Origin of the sequence: Thiothrix sp. (assembly GCF_028714775.1) — a bacterium.
Lineage (GTDB): Bacteria > Pseudomonadota > Gammaproteobacteria > Thiotrichales > Thiotrichaceae > Thiothrix.
Genome location: NZ_JAQTLS010000020.1, coordinates 41793 through 64501, shown reverse-complemented (window position 1 = coordinate 64501; position 22709 = coordinate 41793). Strand labels below are relative to the sequence as shown.

General features: G+C 50.1%; 26 protein-coding genes. 11 read left to right on the top strand and 15 right to left on the bottom strand.

Features of this window, described 5'->3' with window-relative positions:
• Positions 1-11 precede the first annotated feature (11 nt).
• Positions 12-641 carry a phosphoribosylanthranilate isomerase gene (locus PHE17_RS16725; RefSeq protein ID WP_301017046.1) on the bottom strand — a complete coding sequence of 210 codons (630 nt, stop codon included), beginning with the start codon at positions 639-641 and terminating at the stop codon, positions 12-14.
• 116 nt (positions 642-757) lie between these two features.
• On the opposite strand from PHE17_RS16725, the gene PHE17_RS16720 reads away from it, so the two are divergent.
• The gene (locus PHE17_RS16720) at positions 758-1495 is read left to right on the top strand and encodes a formylglycine-generating enzyme family protein (RefSeq protein ID WP_301017045.1); all 738 of its coding nucleotides are present in this window, start codon (positions 758-760) and stop codon (positions 1493-1495) included.
• On the opposite strand, the gene PHE17_RS16715 is transcribed toward PHE17_RS16720, so the two are convergent.
• Positions 1488-2267, bottom strand: coding sequence for a dienelactone hydrolase family protein (locus tag PHE17_RS16715; protein WP_301017044.1), 780 nt, complete (start codon positions 2265-2267; stop codon positions 1488-1490). The two genes, PHE17_RS16720 and PHE17_RS16715, sit on opposite strands and share 8 nt — an antisense overlap.
• A 24-nt stretch (positions 2268-2291) precedes the next feature.
• Positions 2292-3515 (bottom strand): flavodoxin-dependent (E)-4-hydroxy-3-methylbut-2-enyl-diphosphate synthase, encoded by a 1224-nt coding sequence (gene ispG / locus PHE17_RS16710; protein WP_301017065.1) that lies wholly within the window; start codon positions 3513-3515, stop codon positions 2292-2294.
• A gap of 85 nt (positions 3516-3600) precedes the next feature.
• Here ispG and PHE17_RS16705 point away from each other — a divergent pair, with 85 nt between their 5' ends.
• The 3 genes from PHE17_RS16705 to PHE17_RS16695 all read left to right on the top strand — a co-directional run bounded on the left by PHE17_RS16705 (position 3601) and on the right by PHE17_RS16695 (position 4909).
• Entirely contained in the window at positions 3601-3972 is a 372-nt protein-coding gene (locus PHE17_RS16705; protein WP_301017043.1) for a hypothetical protein, read from the top strand.
• A gap of 157 nt (positions 3973-4129) precedes the next feature.
• Entirely contained in the window at positions 4130-4408 is a 279-nt protein-coding gene (locus PHE17_RS16700; RefSeq protein ID WP_301017042.1) for a DUF1778 domain-containing protein, read from the top strand.
• Positions 4409-4909 carry a GNAT family N-acetyltransferase gene (locus PHE17_RS16695; protein ID WP_301017041.1) on the top strand — a complete coding sequence of 167 codons (501 nt, stop codon included), beginning with the start codon at positions 4409-4411 and terminating at the stop codon, positions 4907-4909. It abuts the gene before it with no gap.
• A 16-nt stretch (positions 4910-4925) separates the two neighbouring features.
• Here PHE17_RS16695 and PHE17_RS16690 read toward each other — a convergent pair whose 3' ends face one another.
• The 4 genes from PHE17_RS16690 to PHE17_RS16675 are packed head-to-tail and all read right to left on the bottom strand — an operon-like array spanning position 4926 to position 8357.
• A complete protein-coding gene (locus PHE17_RS16690) occupies positions 4926-5570 on the bottom strand; it encodes an ABC-type transport auxiliary lipoprotein family protein (RefSeq protein WP_301017040.1) in 645 nt (214 codons plus the stop codon).
• Positions 5567-6469, bottom strand: a complete 903-nt coding sequence (locus PHE17_RS16685) for an MlaD family protein (RefSeq protein ID WP_301017039.1) — start codon at positions 6467-6469, stop codon at positions 5567-5569. The genes PHE17_RS16690 and PHE17_RS16685 overlap by 4 nt, the downstream gene beginning before the upstream one ends.
• Positions 6469-7227, bottom strand: a complete 759-nt coding sequence (locus PHE17_RS16680) for an ABC transporter ATP-binding protein (protein ID WP_301017038.1) — start codon at positions 7225-7227, stop codon at positions 6469-6471. The genes PHE17_RS16685 and PHE17_RS16680 overlap by 1 nt, the downstream gene beginning before the upstream one ends.
• 2 nt (positions 7228-7229) lie before the next feature.
• A complete protein-coding gene (locus PHE17_RS16675) occupies positions 7230-8357 on the bottom strand; it encodes an ABC transporter permease (RefSeq protein WP_301017037.1) in 1128 nt (375 codons plus the stop codon).
• A gap of 56 nt (positions 8358-8413) precedes the next feature.
• Here PHE17_RS16675 and PHE17_RS16670 point away from each other — a divergent pair, with 56 nt between their 5' ends.
• Together PHE17_RS16670 and PHE17_RS16665 are read left to right on the top strand one after the other, a co-directional pair.
• Entirely contained in the window at positions 8414-9613 is a 1200-nt protein-coding gene (locus tag PHE17_RS16670) for a DUF2157 domain-containing protein (RefSeq protein ID WP_301017036.1), read from the top strand.
• Entirely contained in the window at positions 9610-10122 is a 513-nt protein-coding gene (locus PHE17_RS16665) for a GDYXXLXY domain-containing protein (protein WP_301017035.1), read from the top strand. The genes PHE17_RS16670 and PHE17_RS16665 overlap by 4 nt, the downstream gene beginning before the upstream one ends.
• Here the strand turns inward: PHE17_RS16665 and PHE17_RS16660 are convergent.
• On the bottom strand, positions 10119-10421 hold the full coding sequence (locus tag PHE17_RS16660) for a 2Fe-2S iron-sulfur cluster-binding protein (protein WP_301017034.1): 303 nt from the start codon (positions 10419-10421) through the stop codon (positions 10119-10121). The two genes, PHE17_RS16665 and PHE17_RS16660, sit on opposite strands and share 4 nt — an antisense overlap.
• A gap of 4 nt (positions 10422-10425) precedes the next feature.
• Positions 10426-10779, bottom strand: coding sequence for a hypothetical protein (locus tag PHE17_RS16655; RefSeq protein WP_301017033.1), 354 nt, complete (start codon positions 10777-10779; stop codon positions 10426-10428).
• A 76-nt stretch (positions 10780-10855) separates the two neighbouring features.
• Here PHE17_RS16655 and waaA point away from each other — a divergent pair, with 76 nt between their 5' ends.
• From waaA to PHE17_RS16630, 5 genes are read left to right on the top strand one after another with little or no spacing between them, the layout of a single operon-like run.
• On the top strand, positions 10856-12127 hold the full coding sequence (gene waaA / locus PHE17_RS16650; RefSeq protein WP_301017032.1) for a lipid IV(A) 3-deoxy-D-manno-octulosonic acid transferase: 1272 nt from the start codon (positions 10856-10858) through the stop codon (positions 12125-12127).
• Complete coding sequence (gene waaC / locus PHE17_RS16645; RefSeq protein WP_301017031.1) at positions 12124-13107, top strand: lipopolysaccharide heptosyltransferase I; 984 nt, start codon at positions 12124-12126, stop codon at positions 13105-13107. Before waaA ends, waaC begins: the two co-directional genes overlap by 4 nt.
• On the top strand, positions 13107-13889 hold the full coding sequence (locus tag PHE17_RS16640) for a glycosyltransferase family 2 protein (RefSeq protein ID WP_301017030.1): 783 nt from the start codon (positions 13107-13109) through the stop codon (positions 13887-13889). Before waaC ends, PHE17_RS16640 begins: the two co-directional genes overlap by 1 nt.
• Positions 13886-15010 (top strand): putative lipopolysaccharide heptosyltransferase III, encoded by a 1125-nt coding sequence (rfaQ, locus tag PHE17_RS16635; protein WP_301017029.1) that lies wholly within the window; start codon positions 13886-13888, stop codon positions 15008-15010. Before PHE17_RS16640 ends, rfaQ begins: the two co-directional genes overlap by 4 nt.
• On the top strand, positions 15007-15936 hold the full coding sequence (locus PHE17_RS16630; RefSeq protein WP_301017028.1) for a glycosyltransferase: 930 nt from the start codon (positions 15007-15009) through the stop codon (positions 15934-15936). The genes rfaQ and PHE17_RS16630 overlap by 4 nt, the downstream gene beginning before the upstream one ends.
• Positions 15937-15960: 24 nt before the next feature.
• Here the strand turns inward: PHE17_RS16630 and PHE17_RS16625 are convergent, their stop codons facing one another.
• From PHE17_RS16625 to PHE17_RS16600, 6 genes are read right to left on the bottom strand one after another with little or no spacing between them, the layout of a single operon-like run.
• Positions 15961-17262: an O-antigen ligase family protein gene (locus tag PHE17_RS16625; RefSeq protein WP_301017027.1), complete on the bottom strand. Its 1302-nt coding sequence runs from the start codon at positions 17260-17262 to the stop codon at positions 15961-15963.
• A complete protein-coding gene (locus PHE17_RS16620) occupies positions 17259-18218 on the bottom strand; it encodes a glycosyltransferase (RefSeq protein WP_301017026.1) in 960 nt (319 codons plus the stop codon). Before PHE17_RS16620 ends, PHE17_RS16625 begins: the two co-directional genes overlap by 4 nt.
• 15 nt (positions 18219-18233) lie before the next feature.
• On the bottom strand, positions 18234-19292 hold the full coding sequence (locus tag PHE17_RS16615; RefSeq protein WP_301017025.1) for a glycosyltransferase family 9 protein: 1059 nt from the start codon (positions 19290-19292) through the stop codon (positions 18234-18236).
• Positions 19293-19304: 12 nt separating this feature from the next.
• Positions 19305-20438 carry a glycosyltransferase family 9 protein gene (locus PHE17_RS16610; RefSeq protein WP_301017024.1) on the bottom strand — a complete coding sequence of 378 codons (1134 nt, stop codon included), beginning with the start codon at positions 20436-20438 and terminating at the stop codon, positions 19305-19307.
• The gene (locus PHE17_RS16605) at positions 20422-21561 is read right to left on the bottom strand and encodes a glycosyltransferase family 4 protein (RefSeq protein WP_301017023.1); all 1140 of its coding nucleotides are present in this window, start codon (positions 21559-21561) and stop codon (positions 20422-20424) included. Before PHE17_RS16605 ends, PHE17_RS16610 begins: the two co-directional genes overlap by 17 nt.
• Entirely contained in the window at positions 21561-22700 is a 1140-nt protein-coding gene (locus tag PHE17_RS16600) for a glycosyltransferase family 4 protein (protein ID WP_301017022.1), read from the bottom strand. The genes PHE17_RS16605 and PHE17_RS16600 overlap by 1 nt, the downstream gene beginning before the upstream one ends.
• Positions 22701-22709 lie beyond the last annotated feature (9 nt).

Sequence of the window (22709 nt, the reverse complement as noted above, 5' to 3'; positions counted from 1 at the left end):
CGTCGGGAAAATCACGCTGAAGCCGCAACCCCTGCCATAAATGCCGCCACTTTCGCCGCATCTTTCACGCCGGGGCTGCTTTCCACCCCGCTGCTGACATCCACCGCATACACACGGCTGGTGCGGATAGCTTGCGCGACATTTTCAGGCGTCAAACCGCCTGCGAGAATAATCGGCTTGGGGTAATCCTGTGGCACTTGCGTCCAGTCAAAGGTTTCGCCCGTACCGCCCGCCGCACCCGGTGCGTGGCTATCCACCAGAAAGCCTTGCGCATCGGGGTAACAATCCGCATAGGCGTGGAAACCGCCACTTGCCGCCAAACCTTTCATGCCTACCGCTTTCATGTACGGGCGCGGAAACTGGCGGCAATAGTCCGGCGTTTCCGAACCGTGGAACTGCAACACGTCCAGCGGCACTACGGCGAGCACTTCACGCACGAAATCCGCATCGGCATCCAAAAACAGCCCCACGGTGGTGACAAAGGGGGAAACGGCGCGGCAAATTTCCGCCGCTTGGACAATTTCCAGATTACGCTTACTTTTAGGGTAAAACACCAGCCCAATAGCATCCACACCTGCGGCGCAAACCATTTGCGCATCCGCGACTGAAGTAATTCCGCACACTTTGACCCGGCAACGCATGAGTGATTCCTTGCGAGATAAAGCGGCTAAGCTAGCATATCCGGCATATCCCCTCCAGTACCGACAGCTTGTCAGGCAAAGGTGAAAAGCCCGGTGGCTTATAGCACCATGCAGCCATGTACCAAGAAGCACTCCACGAACACACCCACACCTTGCTCTTGCCGAAAATGATCAAGATTCAGGCCGGACGCTTTGTCATGGGCGGCATGGAGGGGCGCGACGACGTGGAAGGCGGCTGCGCCAGCAACGAATGGCCAACCCGTTCGGTGTATGTAGCAGCGTTCGAGTTGGGCAAATACCCGGTCACTTTCGACGAATACGATGCCTTTTGCCGCGCTACCCACACCTTAATGCCGGACGACAACGGCTGGGGACGTGGCAGCCGCCCGGTCATCAATGTCAGTTGGGAAGATGCGCAAGCCTACTGCGCGTGGCTGTGTAAGGTTGACGGGCGCGGCTACCGTTTACCCTCCGAAGCGGAGTGGGAATACGCCGCACGCGCAGGCAGCCAAACCGCCTACGCTTTCGGCATGGAAATCGACCAGCGCCACGCCAACCACAACCTGCAATTCGGCATGACCACCCCGGTGTGGCGTTACCCCGCCAATGCCTTTGGGCTACACGATATGTGCGGCAATGTGTGGGAATGGGTGCAAGATTGCTGGCACGATTCCTACCACCACGCCCCCGCCGACAGCCATGCATGGGAAGAAGGCGGCAATTGCCATGAGCGCGTGTTGCGCGGCGGCTCGTGGAATGACAGGCCGCGCTATTTACGCGCAGCCTATCGGGTCAAGAATTACGCCAGCGGACGCTATAACTTCGAGGGTTTCCGCGTCGCCCGCTCTATTTGAAAATCTCGGTGAAAAACGCCTGCATCTGCGCCCACGAACGCTTGTCAGCTTTTTCGTCATACTTCAGGTTTTCAATGCCATATTTAGCGGCATCGGGATTGGTGAAGGCATGACGCGCCCCTGTATAACTGACGAATTGCGTGTCTGCCCCGGTTTTTTCCACCTGCTCCATGAACTTGCTCACCGTCGCGGGCGGAACCATTGAGTCCGCATTACCGTGGAAAGCCAGTATCTTGGTATTGATTTCCGTGCCATCCGGGGCGGAAGGCAGTGAGCCGTGGAAGCTGACCACGCCGTTCAATTTCGTGCCGCTATATGCCATCTGCAAAATCGTGCCGCCGCCAAAGCAGTAACCAATAGCCGCTAACTTGGTGGGGTCAACCTTGTCGCTTTTCTTGAGCTGTTCTAGCCCCGCATTCGCGGTCGCCCGCCATGCATCCACATCGGAAGTCGTTTCCGTCATCCATTCCTTGGCCTGTTCGGGCTTGTCGGTGACTTTGCCATCGCCGTACATATCGGCAGCAAAGGCAACGTAACCCAGCTCTGCCAACATTTCGGCGCGTTTTTTGGCGTAGTCATTTAAGCCCCACCATTCGTGCACGACCATCACGCCGGGACGTTTGCCGGTTTGCGCGTCATCGTAATACAGGTAGCCAGTCAATTTTGTGCCATCGTGTTCGTATTGCACCACTTCGCTTTTCACCGCTGCCATTACGCTCGACGCCAACAACGACAGGCAACCTGCCGCCAACCACTTCATTGCTTTTTTCATCGCCATCCTCCTCCGTCGGTTTATTTACCCATAGGTGCGCTGCACATAGGTTTCGACTAATGCTTGGAATTCCTGAGCAATCATGTCGCCCTTGAGTGTGACGGTTTTCTGCCCGTCTTCATACACCGGAGCAACGGGCACTTCGCCGCTACCCGGCAAGCTGATACCGATATTAGCGTGTTTGCTTTCGCCAGGCCCATTAACCACACAGCCCATGACTGCCACGGACATGCCTTCCACACCCGGATATTGGCCTTTCCACACCGGCATTTGCGCCCGCAGCCAATTTTGGATTTGCTCAGCAAGGCGTTGGAAATAATCGCTGGAAGTACGCCCACAACCGGGGCAAGCGACGACTTGCGGGGTGAAAGAGCGCATCCCTAAGGCTTGCAGGATTTCCTGCGCGACAATGACTTCCTTTTCACGTTTGGCATGGGGTTCAGGCGTCAAGGAAACGCGGATGGTGTCGCCGATTCCTTCCTGCAATAACAGCGCGAGTGCCGCCGTTGAATACACAATGCCCTTACTGCCCATGCCTGCTTCGGTCAAACCGAGGTGCAAGGGGTAATCGCAACGGCTCGCCATGTCGCGGTAAGCCCGCACTAAACCCTGCACTTCGCTGAGCTTGCATGACAGGATGATATGGTCGTGCGGCAAGCCGTATTCTTCCGCCTGTGCCGCACTGGTGAGGGCGGATTCGATCAGCGCGGCGTGCATTACGTCGTAGAGTTCCAACGGCTGCGCCCGTTTGCTGTTTTCGTCAAGGTTTCTCGCCAGCAATTCCTGATCCAACGAACCCCAGTTAACACCGATGCGCACGGGCTTGTCGTAACGGCACGCCAGTTCGATCATTTGCGCGAATTGTTCGTCGTGTTTCTTACCGCGCCCCACATTGCCGGGGTTGATCCGGTATTTGGCGAGTGCTTGTGCACATTCGGGGACAGCCGTCAGCAACTTATGCCCGTTGAAATGGAAATCGCCAATCAGCGGCACATCGCAGCCCATTTTATCCAACTGCTCGCGCACGGCAGGGAGTGCTTCGGCAGCTTCCTGCGAATTAACGGTAATGCGCACCAGTTCGGAACCGGCACGCGCCAGTTCCGCGCACTGGATGGCGGTACGCAGCGCATCAGCGGTATCGGTGTTGGTCATGGATTGCACGACGACCGGGGCGCTGCCACCGACGATGATGTTGCCCACTTTTACGGGGACAGTGCGATGACGTTGGATTGGAGTGTTGTTGGTCATGTTGTTTTCAGCGTGTTTTTCGGATGTAGGCATTATGCCCTATCATGCGATAATTGGCAGTGACGTGATTATTACTGGCGGCAGCATGAAAACACTTTTTTCCTTGGTCGAATCCCCATTTCACCCCAATTTCAGTGGCTTGTACCAACAACTTGGCATACAAGAGGAGCGCTTCAGCGCTGCCCGCAAGTTGCACAAAGCCTTACAAAAGCAGCAACCCGATTTTCTGGCGGGGGAATTCATCTACGGATACGGCAACAACTACGCCGGGGCAAATCTGTGCAATCTGGATGTTACGCTGCACGCCCTGCAACGGTTTGCGCCGGATACGAAGGTGATTGTGTTTGTACATCCCGATGAAGCGCCGTATGTGGGGAAGCTGGTGGAATTATTCCCAATTCATGCGGTGTTGCAGTACCCGGTTGCGGAGCAGGCGATACGTGAGGTACTTTCGTAGCGTGCCTCCCCCTACTGTACACCTGACGCTTCGAGATCACGGATGCGGGTATACATCGCCTGTTGTGGACTGACGATCACTCAATACGGTTCTTGACAAGCCACAGCACAGAACCTATAGTTTTGGTGTCATTTTGTCACCACCATAGGCTAACCCCATGCAAGCGGTAATAGCAAAAAACGAACGTATCACGGCACGTATTTCCGAAGAAGTTAAACAACTATTGGCTCAAGCAGCCGAACTTTCGGGAGCAACCCTTAACCAATTTCTAGTACAAGCGGCACTGGAAAAAGCGCAGCGCATGATTGAACAGGAAAACATCATTCGCCTGTCGCGCCGCAATACAGAATGGTTTTTTAACTTATTGGAAAACCCACCCAAACCCAATGCCAAGTTGCTACAGGCTGTGGCTGCCCACAAACAAGGGTTACGTTGAGTGAAAATTGCTGTTCCTTTAACCAATGCACATCAGCGTGCCACCTTTGATTGCGGGGATGTTGCCTTAAACCAATACTTACAAACCACCGCCCGCCAACATCAAGACAAAGGTATCTCCCGCACCTATGTTTTGGTGGATGAAACGCAGCCGGACACTATTCTCGCCTACATGACCCTAACCGTTTGCGAAGTCTTGGCAGAAGACTTACCGCCCGAATTAGCCAAGAAATACCCAACACGCATCCCCGCTGCGAAACTGGCGCGGCTGGCTGTGAGCAAATATTGCCAACGCCAAGGCTATGGCGCTTACCTGTTAGTTGAAGCCATGCAAAAAACATTGGAAGTCAACCACGCAATGGGCTTGGCTGGTCTGTTTGTCGATGCCAAACACGCTGCTGCACGGCAATATTATGTGCAGTTTGGTTTTCTGGCAGCTCCTGAACAACTTGAAAACCTATTTATGCCACTGAAAGCGATTCAGAAAAATCTGGATAAATAAACGCCAAGCGTTGCGGTCAGTCACCGTGCAAATCCGCCACCATCGCCGCAATCCCCTCACCCAACGCCTGTTCCAGTGCTTCCACAATCTTGCCCGTACTGACTGGCACATTGCCCTTGTGGATGGCGTAACGGTGCTGCCCCAGCAAACGCTGATCCAATACCCGCACCAGCATCGCATCCATCACCACATCCACTGACGCACTGCCCTTGCCACCCGGCGGGTATTCGGCCTGAAATGCGGACACGCGCAATACTAAGCGGTAATTGTCATCCTTGCCCACCATTTGGCTGGAAACCGATTGGAAACTGCCACTGCGCGACAGCGCATCCAGCACTACCCCGTGCAAATACGTAGAAAGGTTGTCAGGCCAGCGGCTCTTGGCAATGAAATCCTGCTGGTTGGGCGGCTTAATCAAGGCAATGTGGGCGTTATCCAGTTCCGGGCTGACCTCCACTTTCGGCAGGTACAGGTTGATATTGGAGGCTTGCGGGACAACCTCCACCTGCGGCTGTAGGCGATAAACTTGATCAGTAGGCAAATCGCTTTTCAACGGCAATGAACAAGCGACCAATAGCCAAACCAGAAATAAACCCAAAATTCCATTTTTAGCCCCTCGCCCCTTGAGGGAGAGGGGTTGGGGTGAGGGGTTCTTCATCATCGCGGCAACTCCGTTCCCTGCGGGGCAGGCTGGTAAATGATTTGTGACGGGTTCTGCCCCAACTTATCGCTCAATTGGTGGATGGAAACGGCGGTCTTGCGTGATTCCTCCAGCAATTGTTTGAGGTTTTCGCTGCCTTCGCCCAGCAAGCTGTTGATGTTGGGTTCGTTATTCACCACTACGCGGTCGATGTCCTTCGCCAATTTGTCGATTTGTTGCACGGCGCTATCCATTTGCCCGGATAAATCGCCCAGCTTGCGGCTGGTTTGCCCTAAGTTTTTCATCATTTCAGGCAGGCTTGCCGAGGCTTGATTCAGGTGCTTGATCAGTTCCGGCAGGCTTGCCGAAGCGTCGTTAAGGTTTTTCAACAATTCGGCGAATTGTTTGCGGTTTTCGTCGTCCAGCACTTTATTGGCGGACTCCAGCACGGTAGCAAGGCGTTGTTCCAGATCAGGCAGTTGTTGCATCAGCGCATCCATACCGACCAGTTTGGAGGGAATCACGGGTAATTCTGCGCCTGCTGTGGCAACCAAGGGTTCAGCTTTACGCGCTTCGTCCTGTTCCAAACTGACAAACGGCACGCCAGTCAGCCCTTGTTGGCGCAAGATCGCAACCGTGGCGGTATTGACGGGCGTACCCGTTTCCAACGCAACCCTGACCGCGACCCGCACGGGTGCTTGTGGCAATAGGGAAACCCGTGAGACTTCGCCAACTTTGATCCCCATGTAACGGACTTCACTGCCTTGCGCCAAGCCCGCCACCGGAATATCGAAGTGGACATCATACGCAGTGGTGGCGACATACGGCTTTTCGTAAAACAGGCTGCCAAAGAAAAAGCCCGCGACCGCCGTCACGATGACAAACAGCCCGACCATAAAATAGTGGGTGTCGCGTTCCATCAAGTCTCCTTTAGGAGTGCCTTCGCACGCCCGCCGCTGAAATATTGCTGGATTTGTGGATTAGGGTTCGCCAGTATTTCCCGCAATGTACCAGCAACCACCTGTTTATCGACCAGCATAGCAATCCGCTCACAGGTTGAGAATAGGCTATCCAGATCGTGTGTCACCATGACAACGGTCAAACCAAGGTTGCTGTGCAGCGCAGCAATCAAGTGGTCAAACTCTTCCGCCGATACCGGGTCGAGGCCGGAAGTCGGCTCATCCAGAAACAATACCACCGGATCAAGTGCCAACGCCCGTGCCAGTGCTACGCGCTTGACCATGCCACCGGAGAGTTCCGCTGGAAACTTATCCGCCACATGCCGCTCCAGCCCAACCATTTCCAGACGCACGTACATGAGTTCGCGGCATTCGTCCGGCTCAAGCGTGGAAAATTCACGCAGCGGGAACTGGATATTGTCCGCCACCGTCAGCGAGGAAAACAGCGCCCCACGTTGGAACATAACGCCCCAATGCTGTTTCAGGTTGGCAAAGTCTTTGGCGGTCAGGTGGGTCAGTTCCTGCCCGCTGAACTCGATTTCCCCACTGCGCGGCTTATCCAGCCCCAAAATGGAACGCAACAGCACCGATTTGCCAGAACCGGAACCGCCGACAATCCCCAGTATTTCGCCGCGATAAATGTCGAGGTTTAGCCCGTCGTGTACGCGCTGCTTGCCGAATTGGTTAACAAGATTGCGGATACTGATCAGGATTTCCATGCCTAAAACCCCAGCCGGTAGAACAACACGGAAAACAGGGCATCCAATACCAATACCAAAAAGATCGAATCCACCACCGCTTTGGTCGTGTGTTTGCCCAAACTTTCCGACGAACCCGTAACCCGCATCCCCTGCCAACAGCCGATCAGGGCAATGACCACGGCGAAAAATGGCGCTTTGATCAGTCCGGCGGCAAAGGTACGGAACTCAATATTGGTTTCAATACGGGTAAAAAATTGGATGAAAGAAATGTCCAGAATGGTAGAACAAATCAGCGCCGCCGCCGCCAACGCCACAATATCCGCCACGATGGTCAGCAACGGCAAAGCCACCACCAACGCCACCAAGCGCGGAACCACCAAAATCAGGAACGGGTCTTTACCCATGACCTGCAACGCATCCACTTCCTGATTGGTTTTCATCAGGCCGATTTCAGCGGCAAAGGCACTGCCAGAACGCCCTGCCACCATGATCGCGGTCAACAATACGCCCAATTCACGCAGCACGGAAATCGTCACCATATCCACGGTGTAAAGTTCCGCCCCTAAATCGCGTAATTGCCCACCACCTTGATAGGTGATAACGATGCTAATCAGGCAGGCAATCAACGCCACAATCGGTACGGCACTGATGCCCGTGGCAAAAACGTGGTGAAATACCGAGCGGATGCGGAACAGGTGTGGCGATAATAGGCTGCTGAATAAGGCGACTAGGCTATGACCGAAGAAGATAGTGGCGGAATGCAGGATGTGGCCTAAACTGAAAATTTGTTTACCCAGCCGCCGAATCATTAAAGAAACCCCTCCCAACCTCCCCTTATCAGGGGTGGCGCAAGAAATCTCCGTTTCTTTCGCCGCAGCATCAAAATAGCCAAGGTATTCGGTGGGAAAATGTTCAAAGCGGACGTCATGCCCTTGCTGCTGCCAGCGTTGTACTTGCTGGTAGACTAGCCATGCGGCAGTGACATCAAGATGGACAACGGCGTGGACATCAATCACCACGGTTTCAGCAATAGCTGGCTGCACCGCTTTTAACGCAGCTTTGATGGCGACGGATTGCGCTAATTCCCAATGCCCTTGCAACAAAAGGTGGAGCGTGCCGTCTTGTTGTTTCTGTTCCAGTTGAATCATTGCTACACTGATAAAAACATAAAGACATAGCGACACAATAACAGCGGGAGCACTGCATGGGAATGATTACAAGAAAACTGGATCAGTGGCTACAAGCCGGACTTATTACCCCCGACCAACATACTGCCATCCTCGCTTTTGAATCCGACCACCCGCAGCACGCTAACTGGTGGATTTATAGCTTTATGATCCTCGGCGCTGCCATTATCGGGCTGGGGGTCATTTCCTTGATTGCTGCCAACTGGGTAGACATTCCCGACAGTGTGAAACTGGGCGCTGATTTTGCCTTGCTTGCCTTAATCGCTGGCGGGATTTATGCACAATATCCCAATCAACAGCACGGCATCTGGTTTGAAGTGCTGCTGGTCAGCTTCATGCTGCTGTGCTTGTCGAGCATTGGGCTGATTTCACAGATTTTTCACACGGGTGGCGAGTGGTATCACGCGCTGCTGTTCTGGGCAGTGATTACCTTTTTGCTCAGCCTGTTTGCCAGCAACCTGTTTACACGCTTTTTGTGGGTAACGCTGTTCCTGCACGGGGTATTGTGGAGCATCGTAGTGCCTATCGGCGTGGAGTTTGAGCATACTTGGAATGAACTCCCGGCAGTGTTATTGCTTGCCCCGCTGCTGACGGCGGTGCTCTACCAAGCCAGCGTACAGGTGAAAACCTTGCAAGGTTTCAGTAGCAGCCTGTTCTTTTGGTTCCAGCTCAGTGCGGTGGTCGCGCTGGTGTTTGCCGACATTACCCATTCCGGCGGGGATATGGAGAACTACCAAGTGGCACGGTACATCCCGGCCTATATCGCAGGCGGGATACTGGCGGGCAGCATTGCCATGCAGCGTAATTACAGTCTATTAAACAAAGTGTTATTACTGGCGGCACTGGCCTTGCTGCTGCTGTATTACCACCCTGACTTGCTGTTTAGCGGGGAAAGCCGCTACAGCCTGTTCAGTGCTTACGACCATAGCGACGTGAGTTTCTGGCAGGCGGACGACATCCGCGCCCCCTTACTGACGCTTGCTATCCTGTTTCTGTATGCGGTACATGCGGGAAATATTGGGCATCAACGCACCTTTAACCTTGTTACTTTCCTGATCGGTTTGCGCTTTGTGATCCTGTATTTTCAAGCAATGGGTGGGCTGGCAGCGACAGGCATCGGCCTGATCGTCTCCGGCGGGTTGATCATGGGGATTGCGTGGCTGTGGTACAAAGGGCGCGAACATTTGCAGCAATGGACAAAGGGGCTGAAAGCATGAACAAACGTACATGGCTGATCGTAGCTTTGGTATTACCCCTGATTGCGCTGGTAGGCACGGCCTACTTGAAAAATATGCAACGCGCCAGCGGCACGGAAGTGACTTTGCCCATCGAAGGCTTTGACCCGCGAGATTTGCTATCTGGGCATTACCTGACCTACAACGTGGCTTACGGGGTCGGGCAGGTATGCGAAAGCGGGGATGGCGGCTACGCCTCTTACAGCGGCAAAGCTGCCATTTGCCTGAAGCCCACGCTAGGTTTTTACCCTGCGGACAGTTTGCCGTCAGACTGCACGCTGCTGATCCGGGGGGAATGCGATGCTGGACGCTTTAATGCAGGCATTGAACGTTTTTACATCCCCGAAGAACACGCGGCAGCACTCGATACCAAAGTACGCGACAAGCAAGGCTCCATCGTGTTGTCGGTGGATACTGATGGCAACGCGGTACTCAAGGATTTGTTGATCGACGGCAAACCGTGGAAAACAGCACTGGAAACCGCCAACTAATCAAACGGTTCCCAATCTTCATCCATTTCCGGCAGGTCAAGGATCAGGTCGGAAATCGGATGCCCGACGCAAAACAGCCCCTTCCCAGCTTCGGCATCCTCCTCAAACAGTGCGATGGGTTCGCCGTCGGGGTAAACCATTTCCCCCAACACGATATGTCCCATGCACACGCCGCATACCCCGCCGCCACAACCCCACGGCACGGGGATTTCTTGGCGTAAAGCAGCCTGCAACACGGTTTCGCCCTCGTGGACTTGGAATTGCCACGGGGTATTTTGGATGGTGACGGTATAGGCCATGCGCTTACTTCGGGAATTTGTAGTAAGTGTCATTCATGTAATTGATAATTTTATCAATATCTTCGTCGAACAACTTTGCCCCCAAATTGGCATCGCAACGCTTCACTTGCGCGGAGAGCATGGCGAAATCCTGCATTTTGTGGTCAGCGCGGGTGTATTTACTGGAATCGTGGCAACTGATGCAGTTGGCGTCGTGCAATTCCTTGCCAGACAGGTTGCTGGGAGCGCTGGTAACAGGGGCAACTTCCGACAGGGCAGCCACTGGTTTGACGCTATTGGGGGCATCGGGTTTCTTTTCACCGCAGGCGCTCAGCGCGAGTGATAACGCCAACAATGGCAGAAAAAGGATTTTGCGCATAAGGGTTCTCCATTCCATTTATAACAAACGCAAGGTAGTATGCCCCAAATCTTGGTTGAAGCGAAATTCTGCACCTGTGACCCGTTTTTTTTATACGCTGGCTTTTTACCTGTTGCTGCCAGTTTTCGTGCTGCGGCTGCTATGGCGTAGCCGCAGTAATCCTGCCTACCGGCAACGGCTGGCGGAACGCTTCGGTTTCGTGGGTGCGCCAACAAACCAAGCGTGCATCTGGGTGCATTCCGTATCGGTCGGTGAAACCATTGCCGCCCGTCCGCTGGTGGAACGTTTACTGCACGAATACCCGCGCCATACCCTGTGGATAACCACGACCACCCCCACTGGCTCTGATACGGTGAAACGCCTGTACGGGGAACGGGTGCGGCACAGCTATTTCCCTTACGACCTGCCCGGTTCTGTTGCGCGTTTTTTACAGCGGGTACAGCCTGAATTGCTGATCGTGATGGAAACCGAAATCTGGCCCAACCTGTACGCCGCTTGTCAGCAACGCCACGTTCCCTTGCTGCTGCTGAATGCCCGCCTCTCGGAACGCTCATTCAGCCGTTACCGGAAAATTGCCGGATTGACCCGCCAAACACTCGCGTACATTAACTGGATAGGGGCGCGTAGCCAGCAAGATGCTGACTATTTCCAGCAACTCGGCGCAACGCAGGAACAGGTCAGTGTGTGCGGCAACCTGAAATTTGCCCTGCAAAGCCCTGAGGGGCTGCAAGCAACAGCACACGACCTGAAACAGCAATGGGGAAACCGCCCAGTCGTGGTGGCAGGTAGCACCCATGCTGGCGAAGATGAAATTCTCCTGCGCGTATTTGTCCGTATCCGCCAACAAGTACCCAACGCCCTACTGATTATCGTCCCACGCCACCCAGAACGTTTCGATACTGTCAGCAAATTATGCGATGACGCAGGTTTAGCGACGATCCGGCGCAGTTCCGGCAAGCCCGTATTACCCGAAACCGCTATCCTACTGGGCGACAGCATGGGGGAATTGCTGCTGTGGTACGCCGTTGCCGATGTCGCTTTCATTGGTGGTAGCCTGATTCCGCACGGCGGGCATAATCCGCTGGAAGCTGCGGCCTTTGGCATACCCGTTGTTTCGGGCATCCATACGGCAAATTTCACCGATATATTCCCACCGCTGTACGCGGCGGGCGGAGCGGTGCAAATCGGTGATGAAGTGGCATTACAAACGCAATTGCTGGCGTGGCTGCAAGACCCCGCCGCCCGTGCGCAAGCCGGAGCAAACGCAGCGGCATTTTTTGCCCAACAACAGGGCGTGTTGGCGCTTATACTGCAACACATTCGTCCCCACATTCGGCAATCTCCATGAGCAACGCCCGCAAACTGCTGATCATCAAAACCTCATCGCTGGGCGACGTGGTACACATGCTGCCCGCCGTCACCGACGCACTGCAACAGCAACCCGATTTGCTCATCGACTGGGTGGTGGAAGAAGGCTTTGCCGAAGTCCCAAGCTGGCATCCCGGCATCCGCCGAGTGATCCCACTTGCCCTACGGCGCTGGCGCAAAACACCGTTTGCTGCCAATACCAAGGCAGAAATCAAACAATTCCTCAGCGCCCTCAAGCAAGAACAGTATGACTACGTGCTGGATACTCAAGGCTTGCTGAAAAGTGCGCTGATTGCGTGCCTGAGCAGCGGGGAACGCTACGGTTACGACTGGCACAGCATCCGCGAACCACTCGCCAGCTTGTGTTACCAGCACCATGCAACAGTATCCCGACAGCAGCACGCTGTTACCCGCAACCGCCTGCTGACAGCCGCTGCGTTGGGTTATGCCATTGACGACATGCCGCTGGCTTATGGGATTTCCCTCACTACTTTTCCCAACCCCTCCGTCGAATTGCCGGAAAAGTATATCGTTGCCCTGCATGGAACCAGCCGCCCAGCCAAAGAATGGGCAGAAACACACTGGCAAATGCTAATCCAAACCATTGCGGAACGCGGTATCCACACCCTATTACCGTGGGGCAATGTGCGGGAATGCGAACGGGCAGAACGCCTTGCGCAACAGCAACCTTACGCGCAAGTCTTGCCCCGCTGCGGTTTGGGGGAATTGGCTTACCTGTTGCAACACGCCCAAGGTGTGATTGGCATGGATACCGGGTTGATGCACATTGCCTCAGCACTCGACCAACGTGGGCTGGCGTTGTATCCTGTAACCGCTCCTGAATTGACGGGGGTAATGGGCAATAATAATGCACAAACCCCCATTACCACGCTTGCCGGGGAAGCAACGGCAGATGCCGCCATCATTGTTCAACGCTTTTCCGATTTACTGGAAACTTGATGAAAACCAACAAACAACACCCAACTTTGGCAGTCGCGATGATTGTCAAAAACGAAGCTAAGAACTTGCAGGAATGCCTTGCAAGTGTTTCTGGCTGGGTGGATGAGATTGTGGTGCTAGATTCCGGCAGCAGTGACGAGACGGTAGCGATTGCAGAATCATTCAATGCCTGCGTGTTTGTGAATGCCGAATGGCCGGGGTTTGGGAAACAACGCCAGCTTGCGCAAAGCCATGTGCAGTCCGATTGGGTGTTGTGGTTGGATGCGGATGAGCGGGTATCAGAGGAATTGCGCGATGAAATCCTCGCCGTTCTACAAAATCCACCGACAAATACTGTGTTTGCCATGCCGCGTTTGTCGTGGGCGTTTGGGCGCTTTATTCACCATTTGGGCTGGTATCCTGACCATGTATTGCGCCTCTACCCGACCCGCCTCACCCAGTACGACGACTCCTTGGTGCACGAAAAAGTATGCATTCCCGCAGGTGTACAAACACAAATTTTAAAGGCTAATTTGCTGCACTATACCTACCGCGATATGCCGCAATACCTTGCCAAAATGGGGCATTACGCCAGCCTGTGGGCAACGCAAAAAGCCGCAGCAGGCAAACGCAGTTCCATTCCCAGCGCCATCCTGCACGGCATCGGTTGTTTCGTGCGTATGTACATTTTACGGCGCGGTTTCCTCGACGGGGCGCAGGGTTTGCTGATTGCGCTCACCAATGCCTATTTCACCTTCGCCAAATACGCCGATTTGTGGGTACGGAACAAGCAAAAGCCATGAAAATCCTGATCATGAAATTCCGCCACTTTGGTGACGTACTGCTGACCAGCCCGATGGCATCCGCATTGGCGACCTTGCCCGACAAGCCGCAAGTCACCTTTCTGGTCAAGCAAGGCACGGAAGTGATGCTGACTGGACATCCAGACATTCACGAAATCCTGACCCTGCCAGTACGGGCGCGAGGGGAAAGCCAATGGCAGTTTACCCGGCGGCAATTCGCTTTCATCCGTGCATTACGGGCGCAACGCTTTGATGTCAGCATTAACACCACCGAAGGCGACCGGGGGCTGATTTTCGGCTGGCTGTCGGGCGCTGCCAAACGGGTTGGCTACCTCAAAGATGCCTCACGGGAAAAATGGTGGCGCAAACGCCTGTTGACCGACCCCAAACCTTCGCGTAGTGGGCGCTTCCACACCGTATTGCGTAACCTTGACTTGATTACGGATTGGGTCACACCAACCAACATGCGTGTCAGTTTCCACTACACCCCGCTGGATGAACAGGTGGTATTCGATAAGCTCAAGCAAGCAGGTTGGGATGGCAACCAACCGCTAGTGCATGTCCACGCGGTATCACGTTGGTTTTTCAAATGCTGGCGTGACGATTACATGGCGCAAACCATTGACCACATCCAGCAAACGCTGGGCTACCGGGTGGTATTGACCAGCGCCCCGGATCCGCAGGAATTGGGCAAACTGGCGGGCATCATTGCCCTTTGCCAAACCCAGCCCATCAATTTGGGCGGGCAATTGAGCCTGAAACAAACGGGCGCATTGTCGGCATTGGCAAAACTGTTCTTTGGGGTAGACAGTGCGCCAATGCATATGGCAGCAGCGGTAGATACGCCGACAGTGGCAATTTTCGGCCCCTCAGGGGCGTTCGACTGGGGACCTTGGCCGAATGGGTGGGAGGATATGGCTGTGAACCCATATTCTGAACGCAATGGGATACAACGAGTTGGACAACACATAGTGGCGCAACAAACGTGGGATTGTGCGCCATGTGGTCGCGATGGGTGTAATGGAAGCAAGCAAAGTAAGTGCTTAGAAGATTTATTATCCAGACTCGTGTTATCTTTAATTCAGCAAACCATTAATGTTCCATCAGGAAATGTGTCATGACATGTATACTGACAACCCACTCACAAAACCACCCTTTGCTACAAGCACTATCTGAGTTGAATGTCCGTATTATTTACAAAGATTTTCGACACATTACCCATAAAGACTTAAAAGGCACAACAGCTTACCTCAGCAATCTTTTCACTGAACTTAAATATCCTTATCATTTATATAAATTATCCAAAGCATTGAAATCAAGAAAAATTCCCTATGTCTTCTGGAATCGAGATGCGCCATGGAACTGCGGCATGAAGAGCAGACACCGCTGGGTATTAAATATAATAAATCCTATTGATATATATTTCACACATTCTGGACAAGAAAACATTCCTGCCAAAGTCACAAAATATCTACCAAATGCAGCTCGTGTCGATTATATATTCAATGGCGACATGAATATTTTTCGTAACGAAAGTCATTATAGTTACGATGTATGTTTCATGGGGGCTTTAGCTAATAAAAAACGTTTTGGTTGTCGTGATCGACATGATTTTTTAAGCACACTACAACAGCAATTACAAAATTCATCTCCCAGATTACGTTTCAAGATAGTAGATACCAGCGTTGAGCGACTATCCCTAACTGAACAACTAGACTTAATACAACGCAGTAAAATTAATATCAATTATGGTGCAAACTGTGACCTGCCTAACTTACGCTCTTGGGGCTTGCCTGAACGGGTATTCGGCATACCAGCAAGTGGAGCATTCCTATTAACCGAACACAGGGAGTGTTTACGTGATACTTTTTCAATAGACACTTATGATTACTTCTCATCCCCAGAAGAATGCGTAGAAAAAATTATATTTTATTTATGCAACTTAGATATACTACGCTCCCGTGCAGAAACATTACACAATAATGTAGTAGCAAAACATACTTATATCAATCGCGCTCAAGCATTTCTGGAAAAATTATCGAATTAGATGCCATCAACAAAACGCAACACTTTACACTCCGCGATTATTTTCTTGGCTTACCACAGCCAAACCCCATAGAATCGCTGTAACAAAAGCAAAACCAATAAAACGTGAACCATACATATGTCCGTCAAGCAAGCTACGCACACAAAAATTAAGCACAAAGAACAGTAAAACCAAACCAGTTGCATCACCAATTTGATACGACAACCATCCACGACGCATAATTAATAAAAATAACAACAATAACAATCCCAAGCCAATAATGCCATTTGCCAAAGCAAAATCCAACCATCCACTGTGACTACTAACTACTCCTTTGGGGCCACCTAACTCAACGACAAAACGCCCAAATGCATCAGAACCATATCCCAATCCAAATGGATGTTTAGCGATACCATTTAAACTTATCTTTACCCACATAGCTCGAAGATAAGACGACGCCTCCATTTGATTAACCATAGCACTTGGATCACTAGCACCAGTGAATGTCTGGAAGTCTATTGGTGAATTAATAACTGCAACAATAGAATCTGATGTGCCATGCCAACGATTATTCCATGTTACACTCACAATTAGTACAAATACCGCACCCGCAAATAACAATACCCCCTGTCGCATTGATTTTAATGATATAACCACAAATATTGCAGAAGCAAGAAATAAGACAACGGATCCAACCACTGCTGCCTTAGCATTCAATACTCCCAATGCAACCAAGGTTGAAAAAAATATAAATACAAGCCATTGATTAGAAAAAGGCAACCATTGTTTATCATTAAAACGCAATACAACTTCAGCCATCAAAAAAGATAATGCACCCGTAACAAAAGGAGATGCATACCCATAATTCCCAAGAAAGCTATTCCCCAGCATTAAATTTCCAGAATAAAAATAACTCCAAATTTGATATGCAACGGTTGAGATAACATGAATAAAGCACCCAAAAAACAAACCGACAATTAGCCAATTTGCACGGCCTTCCGAACTAAAAACTTTTAATACCATCCAAATAGCAATAACCACAGTCAATAACCATTTCCCCCACTCATCACCCAACTCGGCTAAAGAAGCTGATGGGGTTGAAGAAATAAAAGCCGACTGTAAAAGCAACCAAAGCGTAAGTACAACTAACACCGCAACTTCAACATTAAACCGAGGCCATGTAATAGGCGACATAGAACGCCTTGCCAGCATAATCAAATGCAAAATACCGACAACCAAAAATACAGTACGCCACATACCAACATCAGGGATACCACGCGAAGCAATCCAACCAGACAACCAAACAGACCCCATCCAATATACTGGATTAAAAAAACTCTTTATCATTTCACTACCAACGAATACAACCAATAACGAATAATGCGCCGATGCTGAGTAAACCCATGAGCATTACTCCATAATAACTTAAAAAACCCTTCTTTACGTAATATACGTAAACGTTGTTTAGCTTCAGGCTTAGGCAATTGTTTAAGTTTATGAAAAACCGAAAAAGCACCATCAACCAACTGTGCCTGCAATAATGTCCTCAAAGAACATCTATGCGCATTTTTAGCGATCTTCGCCAAAGATTGCACATTAAAAACACTACTATCAATAATTTTTCTTACTTGACGCGCCTTCTCTTCTACAGAAAATTTTCGGACAGAAATCCGATAGTAATAAAAAGGTGTAGAATCATAACACACGTGCTTAGCAGCCAATAATACTTGTGTCGTCCAGAGAACATCCTCATAAATCAACCCAGGAACAAATCGAAAACAATTATCTTTAAGAAATTTACGTCGATATATATGTATAACAACATAATGCAGCAACCTATCCACTTTTAAGTGTTTAAGCAACCAATCTTCTCCAGATAAGCCTGATACTGCATCAGCATTCGGATAAATTAAACAATCTGGTTTACGCCCTTCAAAATAATACACTCCATTGAATAGAAGTATTTCAAGCCGTTCATCTCGCATATATCGCAGGCCTTTATCATAAAGGTCTGGTGCAACAAAGTCATCTGCATCAACAAAAGCCACAAACTCTCCACTAGCCACATCGAGTCCTGTATTCCGAGCAACAGATTGACCAGCATTCTCTTGGCGAATAACTTTTAAATTAGGCATACGTAAAGCGTAATCAGCAAGAATTTGAGGAGAATTATCAGTAGAGCCATCGTCAACAGCAATGATTTCATCTGGCTGAACCGTTTGTGCCATTAGGCTGTCTAAACAGACAGGCAAATAGGCTTGAACGTTGTAAATCGGCAGGATAACTGACAACCCGCTATTCATAGTTATTCTCCAAATTTATAACTCTCCCTTCATTTGTGGCTTCGGCACAATGCTACTATAAGCATTAACCACCATCTGAACTGAAACATCACAAGCTTCTCTACTACCCGTTTGAAGCACAACATGAGGAACTCCCCAAGGATACCAACGAGATGCATCAGCCACACCAAATAGTGCCACCGTAGGCTTTCCTAATGCGGCTGCTATATGCATGGCTCCACCATCTGAACAAATGAAAGAGTTGCATAACGATATACCTGCTATCAGATCCCTTAACTCTGTAGTTTCATAGCCAATCAAAGGCAGATCATCCATTTCACTCAGTATGGCTTTAGCTTTGTTATCATCCCCCGGATGCAAACGATTAGACTCGTTTCCCGGAGACCAAAAAAGAACGAAACTATACCCATAAAGATCATATAGCTCGCGAATCAACTTTTTGAACGATTCTACTGACCATCGTTGTGACTCACGTCTTGAGCTAATGTGAATTCCTATAATAGGACAAATCATTTTTTTACTTTTAAATAATGAATCCGCTTTACTTAAGGCATCCTTCTCTGGAAACAATTTCATATTTGAAATTGACACATCACCAACCAAAGGAAACGCCAAACTCACCAATTCCTCTACAATATGCTTATTTTCTCTTCTATATTTTACAGGAATATCAACATATTTAGCGCAAGGATCATTATCGCCAACAAAAGCTATAATTTTTCTAGGAAAAATCGACTTCACCAAACGCATTGTTTTACTTGGATAGTGCGTAGTCGCGACAACAACATAATCAAAATTCTTAAACAAGAGCTTCAAATATATTAACAATCCCTTCAAAATCCCTCGAATAAAATCACTTTTACCTTCTTGATGTCGATTCTGTTTATAGAAAAACACATCATCAATATCTGTATTCCCCTCAAGAACCTGAGCATTATAAACATTAACCAAACAAGCAATATAAGGTTTATCAAATCCATTTCGCAACATACTAATTAGTGGCGTTGTGCAAACCAAATCACCTATGTTTTCTCGTCTAATGATTAGAATTTTTGGTGCGCGACCTGATTTCATACAATTACATCCTTAGCTTGCTTCATACAACGTCTTTTGAAACAGAAATTCATATAATGCGTTAATAACATTTTTAGCTGCCACATTCTTCATGCAATGTGGATCAGGACACTCCCGCAAGCCACGTAAGCAATGTTTTACCCATGGAATCTCACGTCGAAATAATCGCGTCATATCTCGACAAGAAATATTTTCATCCCACAAAGCAACAAAAGGGCTATTTCGCCAAAATTCACCAGCACCAGAAATCAATGGTGAACCTGGACCAAATAAAGCAACAGTCGGTGTATTTGTCAATCTGCCTAAATGCGCAATTCCTGTATCGGGGCAGACCAATGCTTGCGCGCGTTCAAGTAATCGCCAAAGCTGTGCCAAATCCAATTTACCCATGTAGTTAATATCGGCAGTTTCTTGGTGAATACCTTCCAACAAATGTAACTCACTACACCCCCCACTCCACACCACTTGCATACCTTTTTCACGTATCCAAGACGCAGTATTATTCCAATTCAAAGCTGACCAATATTTGTGAGGTTTACTAGCGCCTAAGTGCAACACTACATAAGGGCGGATGGGTAAAACAAATGATTGACAAGATGGAGCGAGCCAATCAACAGGATCATAAAAACTTTCCACCTCACCACCGGATAAGGTAGCCATCAAATCTCCCCACGCCATGCGGTTTAATGGAAATTTACGCAATTCATTAATTGGCCAGTTCTTCCATCTTGTATCTCCTTCAAATCCCACGATCCAACGGCTTCCCATCGCCAATGCAAGCCATGACCAACGATTATCACCAGGAACAAATGTCAAGTCATGCCCACGACAATGCCAAACAAGCCGAACAACCGTAGTAACGAAACGGGGATTAAAGCCAATTGCTTTCACACCATAAGGATGGGTCACATATAATGGCACAATTGACTCAGCGCATCCTAAAGTAATGGCGGCAAATGGATACTGCTTATGAATTTTTTTCAGCAATGGCGTTAACATCAACGTATCGCCAAGTAATAAATGGCTTAGCACGAGAACATTATTAACTTGAGTAGGCCGTTTACGCCATAATTTTGCAGGCAACTGCCACAAAGCCATGCCAGTAATCAAAATTCGCCCCCACAAACGACTACCTGCCATAGTCATTCTCATTCTCATCCAATACCTGATAAAATACTTGTTCCATTTTATCCAACATTTGAGTAAAACTAAAGGTTGATTTAAAGTGTATCAAACCTGCCAGACCCATTGCCCGACGTTTTAGCGGATCAACATAAAGTGTTTGAATTGCATCTGCCAAACACACCGAATCACGTGCAGGGACAAGCACTCCCGTTTGCCCATCCAATACTGCTTCAGAAATAGAACCAATTGGTGTAGATACCACTGGCAAAGCACACGCCATTGCTTGTAAAATAGACTGCGGAACTCCCTCTTCTCCGTAAGATGGCAAACAAAATAGGTCAAATGCATTTAACCACTCAGCCACATTACTTTGTCGCCCCACAAATATAACACGTTCTTCAATACCTAACTCTCCGAGCTTTTGGCGTAGTTTTAGCTCATGAGGCCCATCCCCAACTACAATCAAGCGGCAGTCAGGACAATTCGCTTGCAAAGATGCCAGTGCCTCAAATAAATAAACATGCCCTTTCCAGCTCCGCAATGTTGCTACGATGCCTAACAAAAAATCATCTTCTGGCAAACCTAATTTTTGGCGGCAAACATGCTTCTCTAGTGGCTGAAAGAGGCTAGGATCAATGCCTGTTGGCACTGATGTCATCCGCTCCAAAACAAATCCATTTTGGGATGCCAAATATTGGCGCAAACGCTCACCAGTGGTCACGATATGTTGGGTGGCAGACTGATATAACCAACGGGTTGACCATGAAGGATTCACGGCTGTTGAGACATGACGAGTACGTACCATCGGCAATGGTTTAGGCAATGATGCATTCGCTAATGCAAATAACCAACTATCGGTAGAGCTATGGGCATTAATCAGGTCAAAACGTTCTTGATGATCGACCAACCATTGCCGCACCGCCCACAAACCAGACAAACGCTTTTTCACAATAGGCAACGTATGGACAGGAATGCTACGGGCAACAGCCGCTTCATAGATTTCCGCCTGTGGAGCACAAACTAATTCGACTTGATGTCCACGCCCAATAAAACCTGCGGCTTCGTTCAAGATACGGATTTCTTGCCCACCCCAACCACAAGAAGATTCTGTATGTAAAATGCGTAAGCGTCGTTGTATCCCCATCAGATTCCTGCCAATAACGAACGATAAGTATCAACCAATGTACCCACCATTCGCGCTATAGGGTATTGCTCGGCTGTTCTACGGGCATCTGCCCCTAATGTTTCCAATACGGTACGATCCTTGCAGCTTTCCAGCAGGCTGGCAAGCTGTTGTGCATCGCCAGCATGAAAAACATACCCGTTCTGCCCATCCCTCACTAACTCACCAGAACCGCACTGACTGGAAACAAGTACACCACGCCCATGCGCCATTGCCTCCAATACCACATTACCAAACGGCTCATACCAAGCCGGATGTACCAACAAGTCTGCCAGAGCATAGCACTCATTCATGTTTGTTTGCATTCCGACAAACCTTACCCTTGAAGCGATACCTAACTGTTGCGCTGCACGTTCAAAATTCCGCTGGTATTTATCCTTCCCTACTACCACCAAATGCCAATCCGTAGTTTGAGCCAATGCCTGTAATAAAACCGCCAAACCCTTACGTTCAAAACCAGACCCCACAAACATCGCTACTGGGGTTACAGCCGCATAACCCCACGCCACCTTCACACGCGCTTGCACATCAAGTGGAGAAGGCATATGTTTTTCCAGATCTATCCCATTGTAGACCAACACCAATTTGCCTGGATCAACCATGGGGTAGTGACGCAATATATCTTGCCTCCCCCGTTCTGAAATACACACCACTTTCTGCAAAGCAGAATGGGCAAACATATCCGCTTCAGCCGCCAACACCGCCCGATGAAACGGGTCAACACCTTGCCACCAACGCCCCAACGTTCCCAGTTGGTATTCCGCACGGATGCGCAACCATTCCGCATGTACCCCATCCCCCGCCCGGTAAACCTGGCAGCCGGGAACGCGCTCATGCGATTGCACCAAATCAAACCGCTGTTGCAGCAATACGGCTTGCACATCCGTTACAAAATGCCGGAAGCGGCTACTGCGTGACCAACCGCGCTTGCGTACCGGAATGACTTGCAGCCCAGAATCCGCTGGCACTTGCCAACCCTGCGTAACGATGCTGACATCCAACGATCGCCCGAAACCATCCAACATGCGCTGGATAATACGTTCCGCGCCCCCGTCAGGACGGTAGTGTTGGCGGACGATGGCGAGCCGGAAGGACTGCATGGTGCGTTA